Below are 26,608 nucleotides of genomic sequence, written 5' to 3'. Positions count from 1 at the left end.
ATTAAAAATTTAAGTTAGAGGTGTCCGCCCTTTTTACACTGTCGCGGTAAAACTGGGTATCCTGTTTTTGTTGTTTTGCACGCTGAATGTTGCGTAATATCGAATCGGCAGTGGAATCCACTTCGGGTGGGATATTGCTTTCATCCCTAAAATCATTTGCTTTAGGTTCCTGTGTAACAGAATCTTTTTTTTCTGGCAGAATTGCTTTATTATTTGCAGCTGAGTCGGTCTGCTTTTTCGAGGATTTAAACAACCTGTTCACCACGCCATGATAAATGCGGCCACCAAACTTATCCATCACCACTGCCGAAAACACAGTGAAACCGCAAAGCAGTATCATGAACAAAACGAAAATAGGTTTTGACATACGCACAGCTTTATTATCAACCGGGGCGTTGTTAATTACCTGTGCAGGCTGCTTGTTTTCGTTTTCCTGGTAATATAAAACAAGGCCTTGCAGGCGTTCGTTTTCCTTCAGCAAAACTTCGGTATTCCATGATTCATCAGGATGCGTTGGGCTGATAGCGCCAATACTGCCCTGCATTAAAGCTTCCTGAAGCTCGATGCCGTTGGCGTACCGGTTACTGACATCCTTTTGCAAACATTTGGCAACTATCTGTAACAACCAGGCCGGAACCTGCATCTGCATTTCCTTTTGCTCTTCCGACCAGCTTTCGGGTAGGTTTTTACGGCGCAGTTCCATCACATCCGGAACTTCCGATTCCATATGGGCCAGCATCACGGCTGTACGGGCTGTTTCGCCATTGTCTTTTAACGGAAAAGGCACCTGGCCGGCTATCAGCTCATATAGAATAATACCGTAGCTGTACACATCCGTTTGGAAATACATCAGGCCCTCGTTTTGCTCGGGCGCCATAAATTCAATAGCCCCGGCATGGCGAATACTGGTGCGGCGCTGATCATCAGACATAGCCGAAAGACCGAAGTCAAGCAGTACATAATTGCCGGTGTGTACGTTAAATTTTACGTTATTACTTTTGATATCGCCGTGCTTTACCGAAACCTTATGGCAGTGCGATAAAGCGTTTGCCAGCTGATCGGCCAGTTTAATGATCTCTTTAATATTGAAGATGGCCTCATGAGGCGGCTTCAGCAGATCTTCCAGATCGGGACCATCAATATATTCCATTTCGATAAACGGGAACGAGCCACTTTCGGTAATGCCCGAATTAAGGATCTTAACCACATTGGGATTAGGTTCTTCGTTTACCTTTTTTAATTTTTCGACCTCATTCTGGAAATTACGAAAATTTTTATCGTCGGTACTTTCGGTATGAATAGGTGTTGGCAGGAGTTTTACCGCGGTAATAATAGGCCCATAACGGCGACCTTTATAAACAGAGCCCTGACCGCCCGTTCGTAAAGCCCCCATGTTTTCCAAACCTTCGGTAATAGTAAATACTTTGCTCATTGAGTTATACTTGGGGAATCAGTATTAGTGACAAATATTAAAAACTTTTTACTCAACATAACGCAGGCATTAGTGTTTGGTATAAAAATATAAAAAAATAACCGCTGATTAGGGTGATTTCGTTGATTACGCTGATTAAGAATTCTGTCTGAACTCGAATTTGTCGAATTTAAAGAATGGAAAGAATGCTTAGCAAATTCAATAAATTCCCCTAATTCGATAAATTCGAGTTCAGACAAAAATCATGGTTCCTTATTGAATAATTATCTCATCCACCATTAACCAGGCCTTTGCTCCGGCGATGTACTCGCCCGGCGGAATAATGCCTTTATTTGTTGCCTTTACCCTGATGTAACGCGCCTGCTGTGTTTTGATGTTGGCCCGTACCGTGTTGATGCCATTATCCGGGAAATCCGTTTGCCGGTAAACCTCGGTGTAGTTAGTACCATCTGCCGATACCTCAAAGGTTAGCAGCATTGGCTCCCACATTTTTTGCCAGTGGTATTTTAAGATATTGATGCCTAATTTCGATACACCTTGCATCGATCCGAGATCAACAACTGCTTCCAGATCATCTCCACTGAAGCCATACCACTGCCCATCATTATACAGCTTACTACCGAAAACACCGTTTACCAAACCAAATGTATTACCGGGATTATAGCCCCCCTGCGGCTGATTTTTAAGTGTTACCGCCTTGCCAATAGCCTGATGAATGGTAAACGATTTTTCATAAACGCGCCCAACCTGTTTATCTTTCATAAAAACTGCAGCCTTGATCGCTCCGGTTGAAGCAACAGTGATGGGGCCGTTGTATTCTTTGGCATTCACCCCAGGTTCGGTGCCATCTGTAGTATAAAATATTTTGGCACCTGGTAAGGTGGTATGGAGATTTAAGGCTACCAGGTGATCTGCTGTTTCGGTAACAGAATCGGTGATCTCGTCAAATACCTCGGCAGCATTTATATTCAGATTGAGTAACGGTTGATGATACCTCAGTCGTTTTAAAAAGTCATCATAGTTTTTGTTTTCCTTAGAGCTCCAGGCTACTTCGGCCAAAGCCAGCATCCGCGGAAATAACTGCCGCTCGGCCTGTGCCGGACTGGCCATGTACTCGCTCCAAGCATTGGCTTGTACGCCTTTGATATATTGGGCTTCCTCACCACTGAGCTCACTGGTTATCGGTTCGTAATTATATACTTTGCTTAACGGCGTGTAACCGCCACCCGCTAATGGCTCGGCAGCATAAAGCGACTGGTAATAGTCCAGGTACACGTATTTTTCGGGCGTCATGATGGCTTCATGATGTTGTTTGGCTGCGGCTATACCACCCTCCTCACCCGTCCAGCTCATTACGGTTGCGCCGGGTGTAAGTCCGCCCTCCAATATCTCGTCCCAGCCTATGATTTGCCTGCCTTTACTGTTCAGGTATTTTTCCATACGGCCGATGAAATAGCTTTGCAGTTCCTTTTCATCCTTCAGGTGTTCGTCCTTAATACGTTTTTGACATTTAGGGCAGGCTTTCCATTTGGTTTTAGGGCATTCATCGCCGCCAATATGGATGTATTTTGAGGGGAACAGGGGCAACACCTCATCCATTACGTTTTGTAAAAAAGTAAAAGTTTCATCATTACCGGCACAATACACATCATCAAAAATCCCCCAATAAGTGGCGGCTTTATACGGTCCGCCGGTACAGCCCAATTGTGGATAAGCGGCCAATGCAGCCAACGCATGCCCCGGCATTTCAATTTCCGGGATCACGGTGATATGTCTTTGGGTAGCATATTTTACAATATCTTTTACCTCGTCCTGCGTGTAATAGCCGCCATAGCGTTTACCATCAAACCTGTGCGGACTATCTTTTTTATGGCCGATGATGGTTTCATCGCGGTAAGCAGATACGCTTTGCAGCAAAGGATATTTCTTTATTTCGATGCGCCAGCCTTGATCATCAGTAAGGTGCCAATGGAAAGTATTGATCTTGTACAACGCCAGCAGGTCAATCCACTTTTTAATAGTTTGAGGATCGAAAAAATGACGGCTTACATCAAGGTGCATGCCCCGGTAAGCGAAACGGGGATAATCGGTAATGGAGTAGCCTTTAACCGTTATTTTATCTTTACTGATATCTAATAATTGAATAAGCGATTGCAAGCCATAAAAAACACCGGCCTCGTCATGCCCGGTGATGGTTATTCTATGAGGTTTAACTTCTAAGGTGTATCCTTCAGGTTGGCTAACGCGCTTCGGATTAAGCTGAAGCCACAAATTTGAAGCAGTCATCTTGTGATTTACAAACGGCGTAGTTTCATGAATATCTCTTACCAAACGTATATAATCCCTGAAAAAGGTAACATTATTTACACCAATACCATTCCCTATACCAATTTTAAATTCCCGTGGAAATACATAGACTGTGTTGTCACTTTTTATTTTGACAGGCTGCGGTATAATGCCCTGTGTGCCGGTCTGCGCTTTACCTGGCAAAACAAAGCCAATACACAACAGAATTAAAGCAACAATTTTTATGCGTTTGCGCGAGGGTAAATTATAACTGATCATCAAAAGTAAATGTAAAACCGAATATACTTTTTTTGATGATGGAAAGGGAAGAATCTCGTTAAAAGGTTTTTTGTAGAGACGCATCACATGTGTCTCCCACAGGACAATCCCGTGCAGTGCAGGCAAAAAAACGCATGTGATGCGTCTCTACGTTTAATTTTATGGGCACTTACGACCCTATCGCTTTCCGGTAATTCCGAAGCGCCCGGATGATCGACATTACAATTTCATGTTGCCCTTCGTCGGAATTCAGATACTCTTCTTCTTCAGGATTATTAATAAAACCCGTTTCTATCAGTACAGCGGGCATAGCGCTGTGGGCCAGCACCAATACGCCCTGCTCTTTTACGCCATTGCTTTCGCGCCCATCTATCCCGGTAAATTCGTCGTCAAGCAAATCGCCGAAACGGATGCTTTGTTTGCGGTATTTCTGGATATAGGCATTAAGGATAATGAGGTTGGAGGGATCACTTTCGTCATAGCTCTCGTAGTTTTGCTTGTAATCCTTCTCCTGGAAAATAGAAGAGTTTTCACGTACTGCCTCTTCCTGTTCTTTAAGGCGATGGAAACCGTATACCAATAACAATACACCTTTTTGTTTATGCGCACGAGCGGCAGTGCCCTCCGGCGACGAGTTACAGTGAATGGAGATAAACAAATTGCCATGATTTTGATTGGCAATAGCCGAACGCTGGTTTAGCGGAATAAAAGTATCATCGGTACGGGTAAGGATAGATTTTACATCGGTGATGGCCGTATCCCATGCTGCCTTGAGTTTCAGCGCTATCGATAACGTTACATTTTTCTCAAACGAATGCGAGCCGCGTGCACCGGCATCCTTACCGCCATGCCCGGCATCTATAACAACCGTTTTAAACTTAAATGTTGAAACAGCAGCCGGTATAGTATCTTTTTGCTGCGCGAATGAACTTTGAAACAAAAACAACAGGATGGTTATCCCCAGGAAAGCGGAGTATCTCATTTCTTAACCGCCTTTTTACTGCATCTTGGACACAAGCCATGCGCATATAAAGTAAAGCCATGCGGCTCAAAACCTGCCGGAAGATTGATAGCAGGCAGGTTCAGATCATTTAAACAATATACATTTTTGCACTGTGTACAATTAAAATGCAGGTGCTCGTCATGATGATCGTGCTCATTACAGTTTGATGAACACAGCGCATAATTTGCTGTTCCGTCCAGATCAAATACTTTGTGAATGATCCCTTTCTCTTCAAAAGCGTTCAGGATCCGGTAAAGGGTAACCCTATCGATATCATGCATCAGGCTTTCCAGATCGGGCTGGGAAGTAGCCGTATGCCTTGACGACATCATTGACAAAACCCGCAATCGAGGCGCGGTTTTTTTCAGGTGATGCTTATCAAGCAAATGCTCAAAATGATGGATATCCCGGGTTTGTGTCATGTATTAATCAGGTCTTTATTTTTATAAGGCCGCTAATTTAATAATGGTACGTATAATATGCGCTATTAGTTGCCGGCTTTTATAACGGTATTTTTTATTGGCTTAGTATGATGCTTAGATATCAAAACGTTATGCTTTTCATGATTGCAAGCCGGGCTCAAAAAGCAATTGAATATCAAAAATGCATAAAAGAATTTCCTGTGGCGCTTGTCCATTATTCAACTTTTTTCAGTTTATAAGTTTTATGATCATGGCTGCAGGCTCCTGTATACTTATAGTTTACATAATGCGCGGCAGCAATCAATAAACCTCCAAATGGAACAATCATCGCCTCAGTTTTTCCTATAGCCAACCCGTGGCCGCCTATAATGATAGCAAAACCCAATACCAGCATAGCTAAAGGTAAAGCACGGTGATGTGTTCGCCTATATGATAGCCCAATAGAATACACACCTATAGCTAAAGCAAAAATGATCATCCCCCACTCTACCCAGGCATTGGCCAAAAAACCAAGACCAACCAGCGGTAAACTGGTAAACGCCAAAGGCACCACCGCGCAATGAACGGCGCAAAGCGTTGACGCGGTTATACCGATATTATCCAGCCGGGGCGAAAGCTTTTGAAAATCCATGACGCAAATATAAATAAGTTAATGCAACAAAATTGCATCTGATTTTATTATACTTACAATAGCTTCTTAAATTAACAAATACCTGACAATTACTTAATATTAATCAGCAAACCGTATTTTTGCGGCCTTATAATAAAATACAGTTTGAATTTATCCCACATTTACCATATAAAACAACTTTGGCAAAGCGCTTACAATACAAAGGCCAGCAGGCTTAAATTATTGAGCGCCACTATTGTCATAGTTACTATCATCAACCTGCTGCCCTCCTTTTTCAAGTACATTGAACGCCGCACAGATGGCGTTGTATTGAATGATTGGATATTGGCCCATTTGCCATCTCACGATCTTTCGGTACCAATTTTTATACTCATCTGGAGTATGGGCCTGCTCATGATGTGGCGGGGATTGTATAACCCAAGGATATGCATCAGCTACATCTGGACGCTAAACCTTGTTTGTATAGCCCGTTTTGTTACCATCAGTTTGGTAAAGCTTAATCCACCGGTTGGGCTCGTCCCTCTTATTGATCCGAGTACCAGCGTTTTTTACGGACATACGTTTATCACTAAAGACCTGTTTTTTTCAGGCCATACAGCAACCATGGTACTGGTATACCTGCACCTGCAAAAACCTGTTGATAAACTAATCGCTCTAATTTGCGCCATAGTATTAGTAGTGTTGTTACTCATACAGCACATTCATTATACTATTGACGTTGTTGCCGCACCATTTTTTGTATATGGTTGCTGGAGATTGGTTAAGTGGCTTGGACTGGATTAAATTACTCGATAACCCATCATCCTGAACTTGTTTCAGGATCCCACAAGCCAGGTTTACTCCTTGCAAATCGGCTTAGCGAGTGAGGTGCCGAAATAAATTCGGCATGACGAAATTTTGAATTTCACTCCCATCCATCTACGAGATGCATGCTGTCCTTTAAATCGCCGTACAGTTTTTTAAATACCGGGAACATTCGGCTGTAAAGCGAATGGTTATCAATATTAGGTTCAATGAATTCCTGATGCTCCACGTGGGTGAGCGTTTCATAACTTTTAGGATATAATACCCGTGCTGCCAGGTAGATTGCACCTAATGCCGATGAATCTTCAGATTGCAGTACCGCCAACTTTTTGCCCGTAATATCGGCCAAAATCTGTGTCCACACCGCCGAACTGGTAAAACCGCCGCTGATATTTACCTGAGTAATTTCACCCGATGCATCTTCCAGTGTTTTAAGTACATCGTTCAGCGCAAAACAGATGCCCTCCAATCCTGCGCGTAAAAAGTGCGAACGGGTGTGTGCCGGTTTGATATTAAAGAAAGTACCGCTGGTTTTGGTGTCCCAAAGCGGGGCACGTTCGCCGTACAGGTAAGGTAAAAATATCAGTCCGTTACTACCTGCCGGTACGGATGCGATCTCAGCAAACAAAGCATCGTAATCGGCAGCAGTAAGGTTTTCCTTCTGCAAAAAGTTTTTCAGCAACCAATTTACCGCTATCCCGCCGTTATTTACGGCACCGCCACAAACATAAGTTTGTTCGTCCAGCAGATAGTTAAAAATCATGGCTTCGTAATTGTAAACCGGCTTTGGGTTTGTAATACGTACCGCGCCACTGGTGCCAATGGTAAGCGCGGCCACACCGGGGCTATTGGTATGGCTGCCGAGGTTAGCACATGCACCATCGCTCGCTCCTGTTACAAATGACGTGTCAGCAATGATACCGGTTAATGAAACAACTTCGGGCTTAACATCATTACGATAATAAGTGGTATTAACCGGGGCTGATAACTTTGCGGTTGTAATGCCCGTTACCCTCATGGCCTCCTCATTCCACTCTTTTTTTACAATATCAAACAAACCTGTTGCTGAAGCAATAGAATAATCCACCTCAAAAACACCAAAAAGCCTAAACCAGATAAACTCTTTTATCGAAATAAATTTGTGCGCCGCTTCAAAAACATCGACCCGGTTAGCACGCAGCCACAGCAACTTATTTAAAGGCGACATAGCATGAATAGCTGTACCGCAGTTGTGATATAATGATGCACCTTGCTCGGTTTGCCTTAAAGCTTGTGCTATATTCTCGCTCCGGGCATCGGCCCAGGTCATCATGGGTAACAGTGCTTCGCCATGCTCATTAACGGGAATAATGCTGTGCATGGCACTGCTCAGGCTTACAGCTTGTGGCACCGCTCCTAATTTGGCAGTAATACCAGCGAGGCATTTTACAAAAGCATCCCAGATCAACAGTGGATCCTGCTCACTATAACCGGGTTCGGGGCTATTAATAGGATAATGATTGGATACCGTACCCAATGGTTCGCCCGTTAAGCTAATAGCTACGGCCTTAGTACTGCCGGTGCCAATATCAATCCCTAAAATATATGCCTGCATAGTGATGTATTTGACGCCAAATTAATAAACAGAACCGGGATTGTCTGAATCAGAATTGTCTGAATTATGTCTGAACTCGAATTAAACGAATTTATAGAATCACCAGAAATTAAAAAATTCGATAAATTCATTTCATTGTTAATTCCGGTTCAGACAATCCCGGTTCAGACAAAATCAACGGTCAAAACCGACAGCAGGGGACAGTTCGGGTATATTTATTATCTACATTAGCCTTACCAATATAAACCAATTAGAGAATATGCAAGTAATTTTAGGGGTCATCTTTCATTTTATCGGTGGCTTTGCTTCGGGGAGCTTTTACATCCCCTACAAAAAAATAAAAGACTGGGCCTGGGAAAGCTACTGGATAGTAGGTGGCATTTTTTCATGGCTTATTGTACCACCGCTGGCAGCATGGCTAACTATACCGGGTTTCGCGGATATTATAAGCCATACCGATACAGCAACCCTGGGCTGGACATACCTGATGGGGCTGTTATGGGGAATTGGAGGTTTAACATACGGCCTTGGAGTACGCTATTTAGGAGTTTCATTGGGCAGCACCATCATTCTGGGCTTATGCTCAGTTTTTGGGTCGATAATCCCATCGGTGTATTACGATTTTTTTCCGAAGGAAGGGAAAGACACTTTTACCCTGATGCTGCATACCCAATGGGGGCAAATGGTTTTATTAGGTATTTTGCTTTGTGTGGTGGGTATTATCATATGCGGTAAGGCCGGCACCATGAAAGAGAAAGAACTATCAAGCGATAAAACCATAGCACAAGAAAACAAGGATTACCGATTTGGCCTGGGTATCGTAGTAGCTATAATATCAGGTGTATTAAGCGCCTGTTTTAACTTTGGTATAGAGGCCGGTAAAACTATGGCCGATACAGCTAACCACGCATGGCAGGCTGGGCATCCGGGGCAAGGTAATTTCCTCTATGCCAATAATGTAACCTATATCATTATTCTCTGGGGAGGCCTTACAACCAACTTTATATGGTGTATGGTGCTAAATACCCGCAACAAAACGTTTGATAATTATACCGATAAAAAAACACCATTGCTTAAAAACTACCTGTTTGCGGCATTGGCCGGTACAACCTGGTTTTTACAATTCTTTTTTTACGGCATGGGCGAAAGCAAAATGGGCAATGGCGCAAGCTCGTGGATCCTGCACATGGCTTTCATTATCCTGATAGCCAATACCTGGGGACTTGTTCTTAAAGAATGGAAAGGTGTAAGCAAAAAAGCCTTCGCCACAGTAATAGCCGGTATAGCAGTCATCATCCTATCGGTGCTGGTTGTAGGCTACGGAAACTCAATTAAATAACAATCAAAATAAATCAATAATTCACTAATTCAACAATTCAGTAATTAAACATATGTCTGTCAAAACAACACAATTTAAGCATGTAAGCTACCTTTGGGATGATGCTAAGGCCGCCGAACTGGAAGGCGACGAAGTTGCCCTGCTTATATACCGTTCAAACCTTTTAGGTGCCGATCTGCGCCTTACTAACTACGGCGGCGGCAATACTTCATGTAAACTGATGAGTAAAGACCCGCTTACCGGTAACGAGGTTGAAGTAATGTGGATTAAAGGATCTGGCGGCGACATCGGTACGCTGAAAAAAAGCGGTCTCGCAGCCCTGTATGTTGATCGTTTACGCAGCCTGAAAAATATCTATCGCGGGGTGGAATTTGAAGATGAAATGGTTGAACTTTTTAACCACTGCATCTACGATCTTAACTCAAAAGCGCCATCAATTGATACACCGTTACACGGCTTCCTGCCATTTAAACATATCGATCACCTGCACCCGGATGCAGCCATTGCAATCGCGGCAGCAAAAGATGGAAAGAAAATTACCCAGGAACTCTTTAACGGCACTATTGGTTGGGTTGAATGGAAAAAACCCGGCTTTGAGCTTGGCCTGCAATTAAAACAATGTTTGGATGAAAATCCGGGTATCCGTGGCATCATGCTGGGTTCGCACGGTTTATTTACCTGGGGCGATACCGCTTACGAAAGCTACATGAACACGCTTGAAGTTATTGAGCGCTGTGCAGAATATCTTGAAGAAAATTACGGCAAAAAAGGCCCTGTTTTTGGCGGACAAAAAGTTGAAAGCCTTGACGAATCGGCCCGTAAAAAACAGGCTGCCGCCCTTGCACCGGTATTACGTGGCTTTTGCTCAAGCTACAGGCACATGGTAGGTCATTTTACCGATGATGCCCGCGTATTGGAGTTTATCAATTCAAATGATCTTGATCGCTTAGCACCGCTGGGTACCAGTTGTCCGGATCACTTCCTGCGTACCAAAATCAGTCCGCTGGTACTTGACCTCGCCCCAGGCGAAGACCTGAGCGATGTTACTGCTTTAAAAGCACGCTTAGCTCCTGCATTTGAGGCCTACCGCCAAATGTATACCGACTATTACAACACTTGCAAACATGATAATAGCCCGGCCATCAGGGATACCAACCCGGTAATTATCCTTTACCCGGGTGTAGGTTTGTTCTCTTTCTCGAAAGACAAACAAACAGCCCGTGTTGCCGCCGAGTTTTATACCAATGCCATCAACGTAATGAAAGGCGCCGAGGCTATCTCTGAATATACCTCTCTCCCACGCCAGGAAGCTTTTGATATCGAGTACTGGTTACTGGAAGAGGCCAAATTACAGCGTATGCCTAAGCCAAAAGCTTTATCGGGTAAAATTGCCCTGATCACAGGCAGCGCGGGCGGCATAGGTAAAGCCATCGCCAAAAAATTTGTTGACGAGGGTGCGGTAGTTATCTTAAATGATATGAACGCAGAGCGTTTGGAAGGTGCCGGCGAAGAGTTCAAAAAACAATACGGTAAGGATTCATACACTACTGCCATACTTGATGTTACCAAAGCCGATCAGATCAACGAAGCCCTTGAAATTGCCGCATTAGCATTCGGAGGTGTGGATATCGTGGTGAACAATGCCGGTTTATCTATCTCTAAATCAATTGCAGATCATACCGAAAAAGATTGGGACCTGTTGTATGATGTATTGGTGAAAGGCCAGTTCTTCATTACACAGGCTGCCGTAGCTGTGATGAAAAAACAAGATATTGGCGGCGATATCATTAACATTGTAAGTAAAAACGCTTTGGTAAGCGGACCGAACAACGCGGGCTACGGTTCCGCGAAATCGGCCCAGTTACACCTGAGCAGGCTGAACGCTGCTGAGCTTGGCACCGATAAGATCCGTGTGAACGTGGTTAACCCGGATGCCGTAATCAGCGACAGCAATATTTGGGCCGGCGGATGGGCCGAAGGTCGCGCCAAAGCTTATGGCGTTACTGTTGACGAGCTACCTGCTTACTATGCCAAACGTACTTTATTAAACGAGGTGATTTTACCTGCTGATATCGCCAACGCTTGTTTCGCCTTTACAGGCGGCCTGCTCAACAAATCAACCGGCAACGTGTTGAATGTTGATGGTGGCGTGGCCATGGCGTTTGTAAGATAGTTAATGGCTCATAGATCATGGTTCATGGTCTTAGCTTAAAGACTTACGAAGTTTTAAAAACTTCGTAAGTCTGGTTAATCGTTTAGCTTTAAAGAAAATAAAACCATGTCATTGCGAGCGATAGAGTGGCAATCGCACGGAAGCGTGGTCACCATGCGTAGCCACTCTGTATAGCATGCGATTGCTTCGTTCCTCGCAATGACATAAATATAAACTTAGCAAGTTTAAGTGCTCTTGCTTAACTTGCTATATAACCAATACCAATTATGCAGTTAGAAAAATATAAAATTGATGAAGCCAATCATCAACAGCTAAAAGATCATCAGCGCAAATTTGATTTTGTTGCCGGTGATGTGAAAAATCTGGATGCTATCCTGCAAAAACTGATTGATTTTAATATCGCTATACCAAGCTGGGCTTTAGGTACCGGCGGTACACGCTTCGGCAGATTTTCGGGTGGTGGCGAGCCCCGCAGCCTGGAAGAAAAGATAGAAGATGTAGGTTTAATCCACGCGCTTAACCGCAGCAGCAACTCTATATCGCTGCATATTCCCTGGGATATCCCATCTAATGCTTCGGCCATCAAAGCTCATGCAGCACAATTAGGTCTGCATTTTGACGCCGTTAACTCCAATACCTTTCAGGATCAACCGGATCAGGAATTTAGCTACAAATTTGGCTCATTGCACCATGTAGATAAAGCGGTGCGTAAACAGGCTGTTGCCCACAATATCGAGGTAATTAAATACGGCGTTGAGCTTGACTCCAAAGCATTATCGGTGTGGCTGTCGGACGGATCCAATTTCCCTGGTCAGCTGAATATGCGTGGTGCGTTTGAACGCACTTTAGAAAGCTTGCAGGAAATTTATGATGCCCTGCCCGATGACTGGAAAGTTTGGGTAGAGTACAAACCTTACGAGCCAAACTTTTATTCAACTACCATCGGCGATTGGGGGCAATCATACTTATTGTCGTCTAAATTGGGCCAAAAAGCCCAAACCCTGGTTGACTTGGGGCACCACTTACAGGGTGCGAATATTGAGCAGATAGTTTCATTATTGCTGATGGAAGGAAAGCTTGCAGGTTTCCACTTTAACGATTCAAAATATGGCGATGATGACCTTACCGTTGGCAGCATCAACCCATATCAATTGTTCCTGATCTTTAACGAATTGGTTGAAGGTATGGATGCCCGTGGTATGACACACGCTACCTCTATAGGCTGGATGATCGACGCGTCGCACAACATTAAAGATCCGATTGAAGATCTGTTGCAATCTGTTGAGGCTATTAAGATAGCTTATGCGCAAGCACTTTTAGTAGATACACAGGCATTAGTACAGGCACAACAGGATAACGATGTGGTTTTGGCCCAGGAAATATTACAGCAAGCTTATCGCACCGATGTTCGTTCGCTATTGGCCGAGGCGCGTTTAAGGGCAGGCGGCGCGTTAAACCCGCTGGCTATTTACAGACAGCAAACCATCAGGCAGCAACTGATAAACGAAAGAGGAGCTAAAGCGGTATCAACCGGATTGTAAGCCTATGGAGCCGATACCCGTTATAGCCGTTTTTGATGTGGGTAAAACCAACAAGAAGCTGTTCCTGTTCGATCAGAACTACAAGATAGTTTTTGAACGCACGGCCCGCTTCCTGGAAACCCACGACGAGGACGGCGACGCATGTGAAAACCTCGACAGCCTCAGGCTATCGGTGTTTGACTCATTGCGCGAAATTTTCAAGCATAAAGAATTTGATCTTAAGGCGGTTAACTTTTCAACTTACGGAGCCAGCTTTGTTTATGTTGATGAATATGGCAAGCCGCTTACGCCATTGTATAATTACCTAAAGCCATATCCGCCTGAATTGGGCAGGCAGTTTTATGAAAGCCATGGCGATGAAGCCAGGTTTGCACTTGAAACTGCTTCGCCCGTTCTGGGCAACCTCAATTCCGGCCTGCAATTGTACAGGCTCAAGTATGAACAACCCGAAGTATTTAAGCGGATAAAGTATGCGCTGCATTTGCCGCAGTACATGAGTTACCTCATCAGCGGGCAAATGGTGAGCGATCTAACCAGCATCGGCTGCCACACTGCGCTTTGGGACTTTGGTAAAAACAATTATCACAATTGGTTGAGCGAGGAGGGTATTCTGCCTAAAATGGCCCCCCTTCACCCTGCCGATAGTGTTTTGTCCGCCGAATTTCCGGGCAGTACTTATAAAGTTGGCATTGGGTTACATGATAGCTCTGCGGCATTGATCCCTTACCTCGTAAGCTTTAATATGCCTTTTGTGCTGATCTCGACAGGTACATGGTCTATCAGCTTAAATCCATTCAACCAAACGCCACTTACCCCCGATGAGTTGAAACATGATTGCCTCAACTACCTGCAATACAAAGGTAGCCCGGTAAAGGCATCGCGCTTGTTTACCGGCTACGAGTATGAGCAACAGGTAAAACGGATAGCCGCTCATTTTAACCAGGACGAGATCAGGTACCGTACCATAAATTACGATCCGGCTATTGCAGCGCGGTTAAGTAGTCAACCGGCATTACAGGCTAACGAAAGTGAAGGATTACAGAAGTCGGTATTTGAGCAGCGTGATTTAAACAGCTTTGCAGATGATGTTGAAGCCTATCATCAACTCATGATTGATATTGTTGCTCAGCAAACCATATCAACCAATTATGTTTTAAATGGCTGTAAGGTAAAACGCATTTTTGTTGACGGCGGGTTTAGTAAAAACAGTGTATTTATGCACTTACTGGCGCTGGCATTCCCTCATTTGGAGGTCTACGCCGCGTCAATGGCGCAGGCAACCGCCGTTGGAACCGCACTCGCCATACATCATGCCTGGAATACCAAAACATTACCACATGACCTGATCGAATTGAAATACTACTCGGGAGTGCAGAGCGAAGTATATTAAACTTAAAAATCCGGTTATCAGCCGGATTTTTTTATTTTAGGGCAACCAATCAAAGGCCCCCCTCATGAAAAAATTAGCGCTATTTCTGTTATTGCTCAACTTTGTGTCTGTTGCCAACGCGCAACAAACTAAACGCAAAAAAGCGATTATTGTACTTACTTATGATGATGGCATCAATTCGCAGTTAAACATCGCTATTCCCCAGTTAGATTCGGCACATCTCACTGCCACATTCTTTTTAATGGGCAACATGACCGAAACTACTTTGCCCCGCTGGCGCGAGGTTGGCAAAAAAGGATATGAGCTGGCTAATCACACTTTATATCATCCTTGTCTGCTTACCAACGTAAAGGCCAACCCGGCAAATAACTCGGCTATTTATACACCGTACATGATGCTTCGCGAAATAAACGAGATGAATACCCTGCTTTTTGCTGTCGATGGAAAAACAGGCAGCCGCACCTATGCATATCCATGTACCGAGGTTGAAGTTGGAGGTATAAATTATGTTGATACGCTGCGAAAAGCAGGACTGGCAAAATATGCCCGTATCGGCGGCGGACCGGATGCCGTGATCACCGACTTTAAAAACCTCGATCCGTTAAAAGTACCTTCATGGGGTGTAACAGGTAACCCGGTAACCGGCGATGCCCTGATAGATTTTGTGAAGAAAGTTCAGCAAAGCGGAGGCCTTGGTATTTTCATGTTTCACGGCGTAGGCGGCGACTACCTGATCACCCCTGCTGATGCCCACAGGAAATTATTGGCCTACCTTGCAGCCCACCGAAACGAGATTGAAGTAACCACATTCATGAAGGCGATGGATGAAGTAATGGCTGCTAAATAATCAGTTTAACGATATCAGCTATTACCGCTTCATCTTTAATGATACGTTCATGTCCACGGCCCTCGTAGGCTTTAGTTTCGATGGACGGATACACGGCAAGGAAATCTTTCAAAAACGTGTACGGTGCAGTTTTATCATCCTCATCGTAGGCCAGCCAATGCTTTTTAATAGCGTTCTTCGGGTATAATTTATCCATCGTAAAACCTGAAGCCTTCATAGCAAAAAGGTATTCAAAATCGGCAAAGAATTTATCTTGAACCGCTGGCGCAACATCGGCGGCGTTCAAGCTTGCAACAAAGTTTTCTTTAAGGTTTATAAGCGGCGCGATGCTGATGAGCAGAGCGGGCTTGATAGCGGTTTCCTTTACAGCGATGCCATTGGCCATGGCACCTAACGAATGACCGATAATTGTATCCGGCGTACCAAAAGTATTGATCACAGCTTCCGCTGCTTTGGCAAAGAGCAATAAATTTGACAATTCTCCTTCCGAACTACCATTACCAGGTGCGTCGAAAGCGATGACCTGTGTATCTATAATATTTTTTAAAGCGACGATAAGCTCGGCAAAATCGGCAGCTTTTGAACCCCAGCCATGTGTGATCATGATCTTTCGGTTGCCTTCGCCCCAGACAAAACCATTAAACTTCAACGCTGATTTAGCAAAATGAGGATCATCAACTTCAAGTGTAAAAGGTTTAGCTTCGTCAAGCAAATGTTGCTGCTGCAGGCGTACCGGCATTTTTGGCGAATAACAGATAAGCTGCCACAGCAGGTTTACCATATCTGGCGCTTCGGCTCCGTTCAGGGATTTTACCTGGTTAAATACCGTCTTAAACTTTTTCATAAATAGATACAGGTTTCGCCTGCAAAGTAAACAAATACCTTTTAAAATATACCGAAAGGTATTTTATTTACATTTTCCCGACGAAATCCTATAAATGAGTGGATATGTAAAGGTGATAAGACGCGAAACGGGATTGAGTATAGGTGTACAATAAAACATGTCATTGCGAAGCGCGGCAACTGCACAGGAGTAAAGCCGCTCTGTAGAGCATGCGATTGCTTCGTCGTTCCTCCTCGCAATGACATGGAGTGAATAAAGCCGACGACTATTTCCCTCTCCCCAGCCAAAGCAGCGAATTGATGATCAGCTTATCTACATCATCATTGGCAAAAGTCTGCGATAGTGTTTTATTGGTGCCACCATCATAGTCCATAGCATTGTGACCAATGTTAAAGTAAACCATTTTGTATTTTTTGTTTGTCCAGGCTACAGGGTAATAGCCGCTATGCCAGATTTCGTATTGCTTTGGACCCGTACCTAAAGGAAAGCTTGTTGAGTCAACCGCCAACAGGATGTCTATATCCGGGTTCTTGCGCAGGTCATGCTCCCAGCGGTACCATTCGTTAGGCTGAGTTTTAAAAGTTTTAGGCAAACCCTTGGTAACCGGATGCATTGGATCCTCAACCCTTAATATGGCCGCGGTTGGGTGCCAGGTATTACTCACATATTGGCCTGAGCCTAAAAATTCGTTATGATACCAGTCCCAATTTTGCGGAAAATCCGAGGGCGTAAGTGCGAAAGCCGAGAAGTGGAAACCCATCCAGGCACCGCCTTTTTTCATATACTGTTCAAAAGCCGCGCGTTGTTCAGAATTATCGGCGCGGGTATCTAAAAATATCACCACCTGGTATTTGGCCAAAAACTCAGGGTTCATGTTTGCCCAGTTATTGGTGCTATCGTAAGTGAAATTATACTTCTTCGCCATTTCAGGGAACCAGCGGTTAGCCTCATGCATAAAGCTGATATGCGCCAGATCGTTCCGCCCGGTGTAAAAGGCTATTACTTTAAATTTCTTTCGCTGAGCATTAGCCGTGTTTAAACTAAAAAATGCCATACAAAGCGCAATGGCAAATACCAATGCTTTACTGAAATTGGTTTGGTTAATCATAATATATCCATGTGGTTATAATGGTGATATAAAACTAAAGCATTTAGAGGGATAGCGGTTGGAAAAGTGCGGAATGAGAGGTGATGTAGGGGTTATACATGTTGGTGATAGCGCCAATATCGGCGGAAGTGATGTTTAACTGTACTTCATAAAAAATATGTCATTGCGAAGCGTGGCGATCGCACGGTAGCATAACCGCCCTGTATAGTATGCGATTGCTTCGTGCCTCGCAATGACATGGTTTTTATCCCGCTGCCCGTGTCCCCACGGGCAACACGTACCTTATAACACCATCTGCTCAAACAACCTGTTCAATGTAGCTTCAGCATCAGCTGTCATCCCAGGATGCACTTTTGACGCCTGTACCACTGTACTACGTGTTGCCGTAAGCCAGCGGAAGCGCGATGGCTGATCCAACTGTGCGATAGGGCCAGCATCCTTCTCGCCATTACAAATACGCTCGAGCGAATTGATATTTTCCTTGAGGCAATCCAGGTCCAGGTCACCACAAAAAGCAGCCAGGCGTTCGTCATCAGGCTTGAACAGTACTTTTAAAAACTTTTGCTTAGGACAAAACAGGATCACTCCTATATTGATAAATTCTTCACGCTCCACCCTGGGTACAACGCGGATAACTGCGTACTCAAATACCTGCATATAGGGCTTGTTTTGCGGCGTTAACAAATACTTCTGAAGCGGCCAGCCGGGTTATTAAAAACTCGGCATAAATATTCCGTACTTCATCAGGGGTTTCTTCAAAATCCCGGTAAGTAATCCATTCATCAGGGATCAGCGCAACGATATCACGGATCTTTTCGGGCGTTAGTATCGTCTTAAACTCGGCGTCAACAGTATCTAACTGATTTGCACGGGCAAGCAACACATGATCTTTTACCTGCAAAAACGGACGAGTAGCCATTTCCTGCCAGTTGTTCCAGGAGTGATGAAAATACAGGGCGGCACCGTTATCAATCATCCATAGCTCCTTATGCCATATCAGCATATTGGTATTGCGCGCGGTACGGTCTACATTGGTAAGCAAGCAATCAAACCAAACAATCTGTGAAGCCAGCTTTGAATCAACCACGGTAACCGCCGGATCAAAGGTAATAGCGCCCGACAAATAGTGCAGCGCCAGGTTAAGGCCTACGCTGAATTTCAGCAGGTCCTGGATCTCTTCATCAGCTTCCGAGCGACCGAATGCTTCATCAAGATTAGCGAAAACCAATTCGGGCACTTTAAACCCAAGCAAACGGGCAATCTCGCCGCCAATCAATTCGGCAATGAGGGCTTTTACCCCCTGACCCGCTCCGCGGAATTTCAGTACATATAAAAACTCGTCGTCAGCTTCGGCAATGGCCGGTAGTGACCCGCCCTCACGCAACGGCGTTACGTAACGGATCACGTTAACGGTGCGGAGCTGTGGTGGTGTATAATTCATAGTTTTAGTTAAGCAAAAGCCAGCGTTAGGGATTGCAGCGGATACCGGCCCGAGCGTAATGCCTGCAGGCGTATGAGCGGAAAGCCCGCCCGTTAACTAACGGGAACGCCCACCCTACTAACGAGCTAATTCTAAATTAAGATCATTCGCCGCTCAATTGCCGCGGTGGCTGTTACTTTTGTCTTGATACAAAAGTAACCAAAAAATCAAGTCAGCAGAGAGGTTTCTTTGCCGCACTCGCCTTGCCCTGCAAAGCGGTCAGAACCACGGGCTGCAAAAAGTTGCCCCACTGCGTTCGCTCCATCCCACCCATCTGCAAATATTTGCTATGCCCCTACTGCCGCACCATCCACCATTGTTCTACCCGCTTTCTTCCGAAACTTATCTGCTGACGGAAAAACCCCGTTTTATATAATCATTCGTCTAAAAAAGAGAATCCGATTAATCCTCAAATCCCCAAAATCATGGTTCAGAAAAAAAAATCAGCGAAATCAAAAAAATCAGTGACACCTGCTGACATAGGGCTGTCATTAGCCTGCCGTTACTTTACATCAGAAAACAAAAACACAACACTTATGGACACTTTGAAATCATTATTGCAGGAGATGGAACAGGAAGCTCAAACCACCGAAAAAATGCTGAGCCGCATCCCCGACGATAAATACCAATGGAAACCGCACCCAAAAAGCATGACCATTGAACAACTATCTACCCACATTGCTGAATTACCTACCTGGGTAAGCCTGACCCTACATACCGATGGACTTGACTTTGCTACCGTACCCTATGAACCAAAAAAAGTAAGCGGCACAGCCGAATTGATGAAACTATTCGAAGATTCATTGGCCGATGGCTACTCCAACCTGCAAAAGGCCGATGTCAGCACTTTTGATAAGATCTGGACATTGCGCAACGGAGAACAAATTCTGAATCAACGTTCGAAGGCTGAAGTAATCAGGATGACTTACTGCCAGATAGTGCACCACAGGGCACAGTTGGGCGTTTATTTGCGTTTGCTGGATATTCCTATTCCGGGAAGTTATGGCCCGAGCGCGGATGAGCAGGGCTTTTAAAAAGACGGGAAGAAATAAGATCAGTTAATAGTTAATACAAAAGCAAAGCGGGCACAGGCAAGCTTTGCTTTTGTATTTCTTTTTGCACTCAGCTACGGTGCTTTGAGAGCTTGCCTGTATTAATTTCTTCCAGGAAGCCATTTTCGTTAATAGCATATCGGGCCTCTGAGGTATCGGTATCTATTTTGTAATTAACGGTCTTTACTTTTTTGTTCCTGATCCTTTTGCCAAAAATGAACATAGGCAAAATGAAAACCGCAAGCAGGACTACAACTTGTAACAGGGTTGTGTACATAACGTCTAACATAAAAATTTAAGTCTGATTGGTACCTATATAACGTTATCCGGAGCCAAATGGTTCACCTTTTTAGTTATATTTTGCATCAATCATGTGCAAGTATAGCTAAATGTGTGCCATACTTATATCTGACGTTGTATGTTACCTTAATATTACACTGAAGTTGATATTTAATTGATTTATAACGAAATGAACCAAACGCTACACTATCATATTGATAATAGCGCCTATCGTTTTGAAATAAATAATATACAGTACAGTTTCGTGATTTTAGTACAGTAGCGAAGTATCGTGAAAGCACGAAATTTGATGGTTTGGGAAGCGTCCGTGAGGACACGGACGCGGGGTGGATCAAGCAATTTTATTTCTCCGATCCGTGTCCCCACAGATCGACTGTTCTTTATAACCCATAAAACGCTATCGCGTTCCCGCCAAAAAACAATTCTTTTTCTGTAGCAGAAAGCCTTTCAACATATAGGTTCATCACCTCCATAGTTTTTTCATAGCCGCCAGCCAGTAAACATACCGGCCAATCAGATCCAAACATTACCCTGTTGATTCCGAAAGCGTTGAAAACAATATCGATATATGGAATAAAATCAGCAGCCGGAGTATTGTGCCAGTCGGCTTCTGTAAGTAAGGCCGATACTTTACAAGACACATTCGGATAACTTGCCAGCTTTTCAATATCCTGTTTCCAGCCATCAATTTTACCGGCTTTGATGTACGGTTTGGCCATATGGTCGAGCACAAGCTTTTGATCCGGGAATTCGGCTGCTAACTGTGCGGCATAAGGCAAGTGATTGGGAAAGACCAGGATATCATAAGTATATCCGTATTTACTCAAACTTGCAATCCCTTTTTTAAATGCGGGATTGAGCATATATTGCTCATCGGGTTCCGACTGTAAGATGTGTCTGAAACCTTTGAGCTTTTCATACTTTTTAAAATGATGCAACCTTTCGTCCAGGTCATCGGCCTTCAGATCAATCCAGCCCACTACCCCTTTAATAAAAGGATTAACGGAAGCCAGGTCGAGCAAAAATTCGGTTTCCTTTTCCGACTGATCCGCCTGAACTGCTACACAGCCGTCTATGCCGTGTTTTTGCAATACAGGTAACAGGTCTTCCGGATAAAAATCCCGACCTATTACCTGCATCTCTTCAGTAATCCAGCTGTCCCTTACCGGGTTATATTGCCAGAAATGCTGATGTGCATCAATTTTTAGCATACGCTATTAAGTTTTGCTTTGATTGGCCAAGGCCTTCAATACCCAATTCAACCACGTCGCCCGCTTTTAAATAAATTGGCGGCTTCATCCCTAAACCAACACCTGCAGGTGTACCTGTTGAAATGATATCACCTGGCAACAAGGTCATGAACTGGCTGGTATATGAGATCAGGTGCGGCAGATTAAATATAAAGTTTGATGTAGTACCATCTTGCATGGTTTCGCCGTTTACAGTTAACCAAAGGCGCAGGTTATGCGGGTCGGCAATTTCATCAGGTGTAGCCAAAAACGGACCAAGCGGTGCAAAAGTGTCGCAACCTTTACCTTTATCCCAGGTTCCGTTACGCTCTAACTGAAACTCACGTTCGCTCACGTCGTTATGCAATACGTATCCGGCAACATAGTCCATAGCTTCAGCTTCTTCAACATATGAGGCTTTTTTACCGATAACCACAGCCAATTCCACTTCCCAATCGGTTTTAACCGAATTCTTAGGGATCATGATATCATCAAACGGACCAACAATAGCTGTAGTTGATTTCATGAAGATAACCGGCTCCGGTGGCAGTGGCGCGTTGGTTTCTTTGGCGTGGTCGGCATAATTTAAACCAATACAAACCAGTTTTGAAGGGCGGGCGATAGGGCTTCCTAAGCGTACATCTTCGGCAACTTCAGGCAGCAGGTTATCTTTGATGAAATCAGCAAGGCGGCTAAGTCCATCAGTTTCAAAAAACTGCTCGGTGTAATCTTCGCCAAAGGCAGATACATCATATCTTTTATCGTTTTGTATAATTCCCGGTTTCTCTTTACCTGGCTCGCCAAATCGTATAAGTTTCATATTATCGTTGTATTAGTTAGTTGTCAGTTTAATAATAGTATCGTTAGGGTCAGTTGCAACACCACTTAGGTATACAAACACGCCCTCTGTTTGTTGTTTAAATTTCACCGCGCTGCCATCTGCCAGTAAAGCGGCTTTAGTTACCTTACCTTTTAATTGCGGAATGAAAACATATGGCTGTTGTGGCGGTGTCATCACGTGCACATAAAGGTTTTTATCTTTTTGTGTGATAACTCCCCAGGGCTGCGCAGGGATGCCGCTGCCACGGGTACCGTAAATAGCTTCACCGTTTTTTTGTACCCAGGCGCCTACAATGGCCAATGTATCGGTAAACTCAGGCTGAATTTTACCATTTGGCATTGGGCCTATGTTTAATAAAAAGTTGGCGTTTAAACCTGCCGCATTTACCAGGTAATGGATAATGCGTTTGGATGATTTAAAGCTCCTGTCGGTAATGTTAAAGCCCCAGCTATTGTTGATGGTTTCGCAGGTTTCTAAAGGCAGGATACCGATTTTTGATTTACCGCTGAAGCCAGTGGTGTTGGCTCCGGGCAGGTCTTTTTCAAACATCTGGAAATCTTCGCCTTCCTTTGGTTCAAGATGGTGGTTATTACCTACCAGTATCGCGGGGTTCAATTTATGGATCAGGCCGTAAATCTCGTCATAATGCCAGTTAACATCACGCTCCCAATGGCCATCAAACCATATGCCTTTAACACCCGGATATTTGGTAATGAGTTCGGTAAGCTGGGCTTTCATGAAATTGATATAGCTGTCCCAATCGCCGTTTACAGGTTTACCATCCGCAATCGGACTGCCATAAGCGTAATCTTTACGTCCCCAATCCAGCAGTGAATAATAAAAGTGCAGTTCGATACCTTCCTTAACGCATTCCTGTGCAAGCTCCATCAATGGGTCTTTATGGTAAGGCGTAGCATCAACAATATTATATGGCGATGCCTTGGTACCAAACATGCTAAAGCCATCGTGATGGCGCGAAGTAATGGTGATATACTTCATGCCTGCTTTTTTTGCAAACATCACCCATTCATGGGCGTTAAAAGCCTGCGGATAAAAAAAATCGGCCAGGCGTTTATAGCTATCATAAGGAATATGCTTCTCGTTCATCACCCACTCACCCGCGCCAAGCTCACTGTAAATGCCCCAGTGAATAAACAGACCGAACTTCATATCCTGGAAGTTTTTCCTTGCGGCAAGGTTATCGGCAGTTGGTGTGTAGGTTTGAGCGCCCGCGCGTACCACGCCAAGCAGCATACCCATTAATAATAGCTTTTTAATCATATCAAATCAGGTTTTAATTGTTCAGAGTGATAAAGCCGCCATCGATAGGATAATCGGTACCGGTAATGAAACCAGCTTCGTCCGAGCAGAGGTAAAGTGCCAAAGCTGCTACTTCTTCCGGTTTGCCCATCCTGCCTATCGGCTGGCTTTTTGATAGCTTTTCAAAAATCTCTTCTTCGCGGCCTGCATAGTTTTTAGCGATAAAGCCATCCACAAAAGGTGTATGAACCCTTGCCGGCGAGATACAGTTACAACGGATATTATCATGCAGATAATCACGCGCTACAGACAAAGTCATGGCGTGAATAGCGCCCTTGCTCATAGAGTAAGCAAACCTGTCGGTGATACCTACACTGGCTGCTATTGAAGCTGTGTTCAGGATTACGCCGCCACCGTTGTTTTTTAATACCGGAATAGCCGCGTATAAGCAGTTGTAAGCACCTTTAACGTTTACATTAAATACACGCTCAAAATCTTCGGTACTGGTATTATCCGCGCGACCGATGTGCGCTATACCCGCGTTATTGATCAGGATATCTATCTTACCTATTTTGGTGAAAGTATCAACTACTTGTTGTTGATTACTTACATCGCAAGCATAGCCGGTAGCCTTTCCGCCAGCCGTGGTTATTTCGGTCACGGTATCTGCCGCTGCCTGATCGTTTAATTCGATGATATGAACTTCGGCGCCTTGCTGTGCAAATAATACCGCCATAGCTTTACCTATGCCGCTGCCACCGCCGGTTACAATTACTGATTTATTGGTTAGTTTAAACATAAGCCCCCTCTAAATCTCCCCTAAAAGGAGAGAATTTTGTTTTATGGTTATTAAATATTTCGTAATTCAAAACGGTGGCCAAGTGCGATTCCCCTCTTGAGAGGGGTGTAGGGGTGTGTTTCTACGTTTATATTCTGCTCGCATAGACACACCCCTCCTAACGCTCTTTTCCATCGCGCCCCCTCTCAAGAGGGGAGCTTTTTATAGTTTGCCGTTGTTGATGTTGCCACCAACAACTTTCTTTATTTACAACGACACCCCTCTCTTCCACGGAATAAAATCGTCCTGGCCAAGCTTTACCGATTTCGGTTCTGCTTCGCCGCTGGCAACTTTTATTACGTAATCCAGGATCCGCTCACCGGCCTGCTGGATGGTTTCAGCACCTTCAATAATGGTTCCGCAATTGATATCAATAATATCGGGCATGCGCTGAAACATAGCCGTATTGGTTGATAGTTTAATAACAGGCGTAACAGGGTTACCTGTAGGCGTGCCCAAACCAGTGGTGAACAGTACGATATTGGCACCTGCACCTACCTCGGCAGTGGTACTTTCAACATCACTACCCGGAGTACATAACAGATTTAATCCTGGCTTGGTTACTTTTTCAGGATAATCTAATACCGCTGTTACCGGAGATGTGCCACCTTTTTTTGCTGCCCCTGCCGATTTAATGGCATCGGTAATTAAGCCATCACGGATATTGCCCGGCGATGGGTTGGCGTAAAAGCCGGAACCATCGGCCTCTGCACGGGCATTGTAAGTGGTCATGAGGTGCATGAAGCGGTTGGCTGTGTCTACATCGATACAGCGGTCACTCAGCTCCTGCTCTACCCCGCAAAGCTCCGGAAACTCCGACAGGATCACCGAACCGCCCATGGTAACCAGCAGATCGGATAAATAGCCCAATGCCGGGTTAGCCGAAATACCTGAAAAGCCATCAGAACCACCGCACTCCAAACCAACACACAATTTCGATAACGGCGCAGGCTGGCGTGTAGTTTCATTAGCCTTCACTAAACCGGCAAAGGTTTGCTTTAAAGCTTGTTTCAGTAGCTCACTTTCGGTACCTACTTTTTGCTGTTCCAAAACAACCAGCGGCTTGCTGAAGTTAGCATCGCGTTTGGCAATTTCATTTTGTAAAATACTTACCTGCGCGTGCTGGCAGCCCAAGCTCAATATAGTTGCACCGGCTACGTTAGGATGCGTGATATAACCAGCTATTAAACCGCAAAGCGCGTCAGAATCTTCACGCGTGCCACCGCAGCCCAAGCTGTGGCTCAGAAATTTGATGCCGTCGATATTTTTAAATAATCGTTTGGAGTTTGGCTTCTCTTCAGTACCCTGGATATCGGCATTCAGAATCTCCTCTACCGATTTACCTGCCTGATAAAGCTCCATCAGCTGCTCAACATCGCCCTCGTAGCTCTTGGCTTTTTTATAGCCCAGTTTATCAACCAATGCTTCTTTTAACACGTTGATATTCCTGTTCTCGCAGAAAACAAGCGGTACTACTATCCAATAGTTACCTGTACCAACCGAACCATCGGCACGGTGATACCCCATAAAGGTTTTGCCATCAAAATTGCCGGTATCAGGTTTGTGCCAGTTCAGTTTACGCTCGCCAAGGTGAAAACCTTCGGCAGCGTGATGTACGTTTTCGGTAGTAAGCAAACCACCCTGCGGTATAGTTGCAGAGGCCTTGCCTACCAGTACGCCATACATGTAAATTTCTTTGCCTTCGGGCAATTCATTAATAGCAAACTTGTGCTTTGCCGCTATTTTATCTACCAGTGGAAAAGTCTGTCCATCAAACGTGATAACTGTTCCCTGTGCCAAATCTTGTAAGGCTACCAGTACGTTATCATGCGGATGGATCCTTAAATATGTTTCTTTTTGTGTTGACATTATATTATATGATCGGTCCTTCTTTTTATAAGGACAATATTTTTTA

The 26,608-nt window shown here is 44.4% G+C and carries 23 protein-coding genes; 7 read left to right on the top strand and 16 right to left on the bottom strand.

From position 1 onward, the window contains the following. Window position 1: 1 nt before the first annotated feature. From EAH55_RS09735 to EAH55_RS09715, 5 genes are all read right to left on the bottom strand, one after another. Window positions 2-1,432: a serine/threonine protein kinase gene (locus tag EAH55_RS09735; protein ID WP_121809448.1), complete on the bottom strand. Its 1,431-nt coding sequence runs from the start codon at window positions 1,430-1,432 to the stop codon at window positions 2-4. Between the two features lie 252 nt (window positions 1,433-1,684). After that, entirely contained in the window at window positions 1,685-3,997 is a 2,313-nt protein-coding gene (locus EAH55_RS09730) for a glycoside hydrolase family 20 protein (protein WP_121809447.1), read from the bottom strand. 169 nt (window positions 3,998-4,166) lie between these two features. Next, window positions 4,167-4,979 (bottom strand): N-acetylmuramoyl-L-alanine amidase family protein, encoded by an 813-nt coding sequence (locus EAH55_RS09725; protein WP_121809446.1) that lies wholly within the window; start codon window positions 4,977-4,979, stop codon window positions 4,167-4,169. Further along, complete coding sequence (locus tag EAH55_RS09720; RefSeq protein WP_121809445.1) at window positions 4,976-5,422, bottom strand: Fur family transcriptional regulator; 447 nt, start codon at window positions 5,420-5,422, stop codon at window positions 4,976-4,978. The genes EAH55_RS09725 and EAH55_RS09720 overlap by 4 nt, the downstream gene beginning before the upstream one ends. Window positions 5,423-5,636: 214 nt before the next feature. Further along, window positions 5,637-6,053 (bottom strand): MerC domain-containing protein, encoded by a 417-nt coding sequence (locus tag EAH55_RS09715; protein ID WP_121809444.1) that lies wholly within the window; start codon window positions 6,051-6,053, stop codon window positions 5,637-5,639. 144 nt (window positions 6,054-6,197) lie between these two features. On the opposite strand from EAH55_RS09715, the gene EAH55_RS09710 reads away from it, so the two are divergent. Further along, the gene (locus EAH55_RS09710) at window positions 6,198-6,836 is read left to right on the top strand and encodes a phosphatase PAP2-related protein (RefSeq protein WP_121809443.1); all 639 of its coding nucleotides are present in this window, start codon (window positions 6,198-6,200) and stop codon (window positions 6,834-6,836) included. 121 nt (window positions 6,837-6,957) lie between these two features. Here EAH55_RS09710 and EAH55_RS09705 read toward each other — a convergent pair whose 3' ends face one another. Continuing rightward, complete coding sequence (locus tag EAH55_RS09705) at window positions 6,958-8,451, bottom strand: gluconokinase (RefSeq protein ID WP_121809442.1); 1,494 nt, start codon at window positions 8,449-8,451, stop codon at window positions 6,958-6,960. A 259-nt stretch (window positions 8,452-8,710) separates the two neighbouring features. Here EAH55_RS09705 and rhaT point away from each other — a divergent pair, with 259 nt between their 5' ends. From rhaT to EAH55_RS09680, 5 genes are all read left to right on the top strand, one after another. Continuing rightward, the gene (rhaT, locus tag EAH55_RS09700; protein ID WP_121809441.1) at window positions 8,711-9,790 is read left to right on the top strand and encodes an L-rhamnose/proton symporter RhaT; all 1,080 of its coding nucleotides are present in this window, start codon (window positions 8,711-8,713) and stop codon (window positions 9,788-9,790) included. 52 nt (window positions 9,791-9,842) lie between these two features. After that, window positions 9,843-11,963, top strand: coding sequence for a bifunctional aldolase/short-chain dehydrogenase (locus tag EAH55_RS09695; RefSeq protein WP_121809440.1), 2,121 nt, complete (start codon window positions 9,843-9,845; stop codon window positions 11,961-11,963). A 266-nt stretch (window positions 11,964-12,229) separates the two neighbouring features. Then, window positions 12,230-13,504: a TIM barrel protein gene (locus tag EAH55_RS09690; RefSeq protein WP_121809439.1), complete on the top strand. Its 1,275-nt coding sequence runs from the start codon at window positions 12,230-12,232 to the stop codon at window positions 13,502-13,504. A gap of 4 nt (window positions 13,505-13,508) precedes the next feature. Beyond that, complete coding sequence (locus EAH55_RS09685) at window positions 13,509-14,894, top strand: FGGY-family carbohydrate kinase (protein ID WP_121809438.1); 1,386 nt, start codon at window positions 13,509-13,511, stop codon at window positions 14,892-14,894. Window positions 14,895-14,958: 64 nt separating this feature from the next. Further along, window positions 14,959-15,741, top strand: coding sequence for a polysaccharide deacetylase family protein (locus EAH55_RS09680; RefSeq protein ID WP_121809437.1), 783 nt, complete (start codon window positions 14,959-14,961; stop codon window positions 15,739-15,741). On the opposite strand, the gene EAH55_RS09675 is transcribed toward EAH55_RS09680, so the two are convergent. The 4 genes from EAH55_RS09675 to EAH55_RS09660 all read right to left on the bottom strand — a co-directional run bounded on the left by EAH55_RS09675 (window position 15,734) and on the right by EAH55_RS09660 (window position 19,134). After that, window positions 15,734-16,585 (bottom strand): alpha/beta fold hydrolase, encoded by an 852-nt coding sequence (locus EAH55_RS09675; protein WP_121809436.1) that lies wholly within the window; start codon window positions 16,583-16,585, stop codon window positions 15,734-15,736. The genes EAH55_RS09680 and EAH55_RS09675 overlap by 8 nt on opposite strands. 265 nt (window positions 16,586-16,850) lie before the next feature. Continuing rightward, a complete protein-coding gene (locus EAH55_RS09670) occupies window positions 16,851-17,693 on the bottom strand; it encodes a ThuA domain-containing protein (RefSeq protein WP_208644821.1) in 843 nt (280 codons plus the stop codon). A 282-nt stretch (window positions 17,694-17,975) separates the two neighbouring features. Further along, window positions 17,976-18,350, bottom strand: coding sequence for a DUF3037 domain-containing protein (locus EAH55_RS09665; RefSeq protein WP_114936820.1), 375 nt, complete (start codon window positions 18,348-18,350; stop codon window positions 17,976-17,978). Next, window positions 18,337-19,134 carry a HipA family kinase gene (locus EAH55_RS09660; RefSeq protein ID WP_121809435.1) on the bottom strand — a complete coding sequence of 266 codons (798 nt, stop codon included), beginning with the start codon at window positions 19,132-19,134 and terminating at the stop codon, window positions 18,337-18,339. The genes EAH55_RS09665 and EAH55_RS09660 overlap by 14 nt, the downstream gene beginning before the upstream one ends. Window positions 19,135-19,709: 575 nt before the next feature. Between EAH55_RS09660 and EAH55_RS09655 the strand changes: the two genes are divergently transcribed. Beyond that, entirely contained in the window at window positions 19,710-20,207 is a 498-nt protein-coding gene (locus EAH55_RS09655; protein ID WP_114936818.1) for a DinB family protein, read from the top strand. A gap of 88 nt (window positions 20,208-20,295) precedes the next feature. On the opposite strand, the gene EAH55_RS09650 is transcribed toward EAH55_RS09655, so the two are convergent. The 6 genes from EAH55_RS09650 to EAH55_RS09625 all read right to left on the bottom strand — a co-directional run bounded on the left by EAH55_RS09650 (window position 20,296) and on the right by EAH55_RS09625 (window position 26,562). After that, a complete protein-coding gene (locus tag EAH55_RS09650) occupies window positions 20,296-20,502 on the bottom strand; it encodes a hypothetical protein (RefSeq protein WP_090528232.1) in 207 nt (68 codons plus the stop codon). A 403-nt stretch (window positions 20,503-20,905) separates the two neighbouring features. Continuing rightward, window positions 20,906-21,736 (bottom strand): amidohydrolase family protein, encoded by an 831-nt coding sequence (locus tag EAH55_RS09645; protein WP_121809434.1) that lies wholly within the window; start codon window positions 21,734-21,736, stop codon window positions 20,906-20,908. Beyond that, entirely contained in the window at window positions 21,723-22,574 is an 852-nt protein-coding gene (locus tag EAH55_RS09640) for a fumarylacetoacetate hydrolase family protein (protein WP_121809433.1), read from the bottom strand. The genes EAH55_RS09645 and EAH55_RS09640 overlap by 14 nt, the downstream gene beginning before the upstream one ends. A gap of 12 nt (window positions 22,575-22,586) precedes the next feature. Beyond that, window positions 22,587-23,876, bottom strand: coding sequence for an alpha-L-fucosidase (locus EAH55_RS09635; protein ID WP_121809432.1), 1,290 nt, complete (start codon window positions 23,874-23,876; stop codon window positions 22,587-22,589). Between the two features lie 13 nt (window positions 23,877-23,889). Beyond that, window positions 23,890-24,654 carry an SDR family NAD(P)-dependent oxidoreductase gene (locus EAH55_RS09630; protein WP_112567999.1) on the bottom strand — a complete coding sequence of 255 codons (765 nt, stop codon included), beginning with the start codon at window positions 24,652-24,654 and terminating at the stop codon, window positions 23,890-23,892. Between the two features lie 246 nt (window positions 24,655-24,900). Next, window positions 24,901-26,562: a UxaA family hydrolase gene (locus EAH55_RS09625; protein WP_121809431.1), complete on the bottom strand. Its 1,662-nt coding sequence runs from the start codon at window positions 26,560-26,562 to the stop codon at window positions 24,901-24,903. Window positions 26,563-26,608: the final 46 nt, after the last annotated feature.

It is taken from the genome of Mucilaginibacter kameinonensis (genome assembly GCF_003675385.1).
Lineage (GTDB): Bacteria > Bacteroidota > Bacteroidia > Sphingobacteriales > Sphingobacteriaceae > Mucilaginibacter > Mucilaginibacter kameinonensis.
Note: the sequence above shows the minus strand (reverse complement) of the source record. Positions and strands in the feature narration are given on the sequence as shown.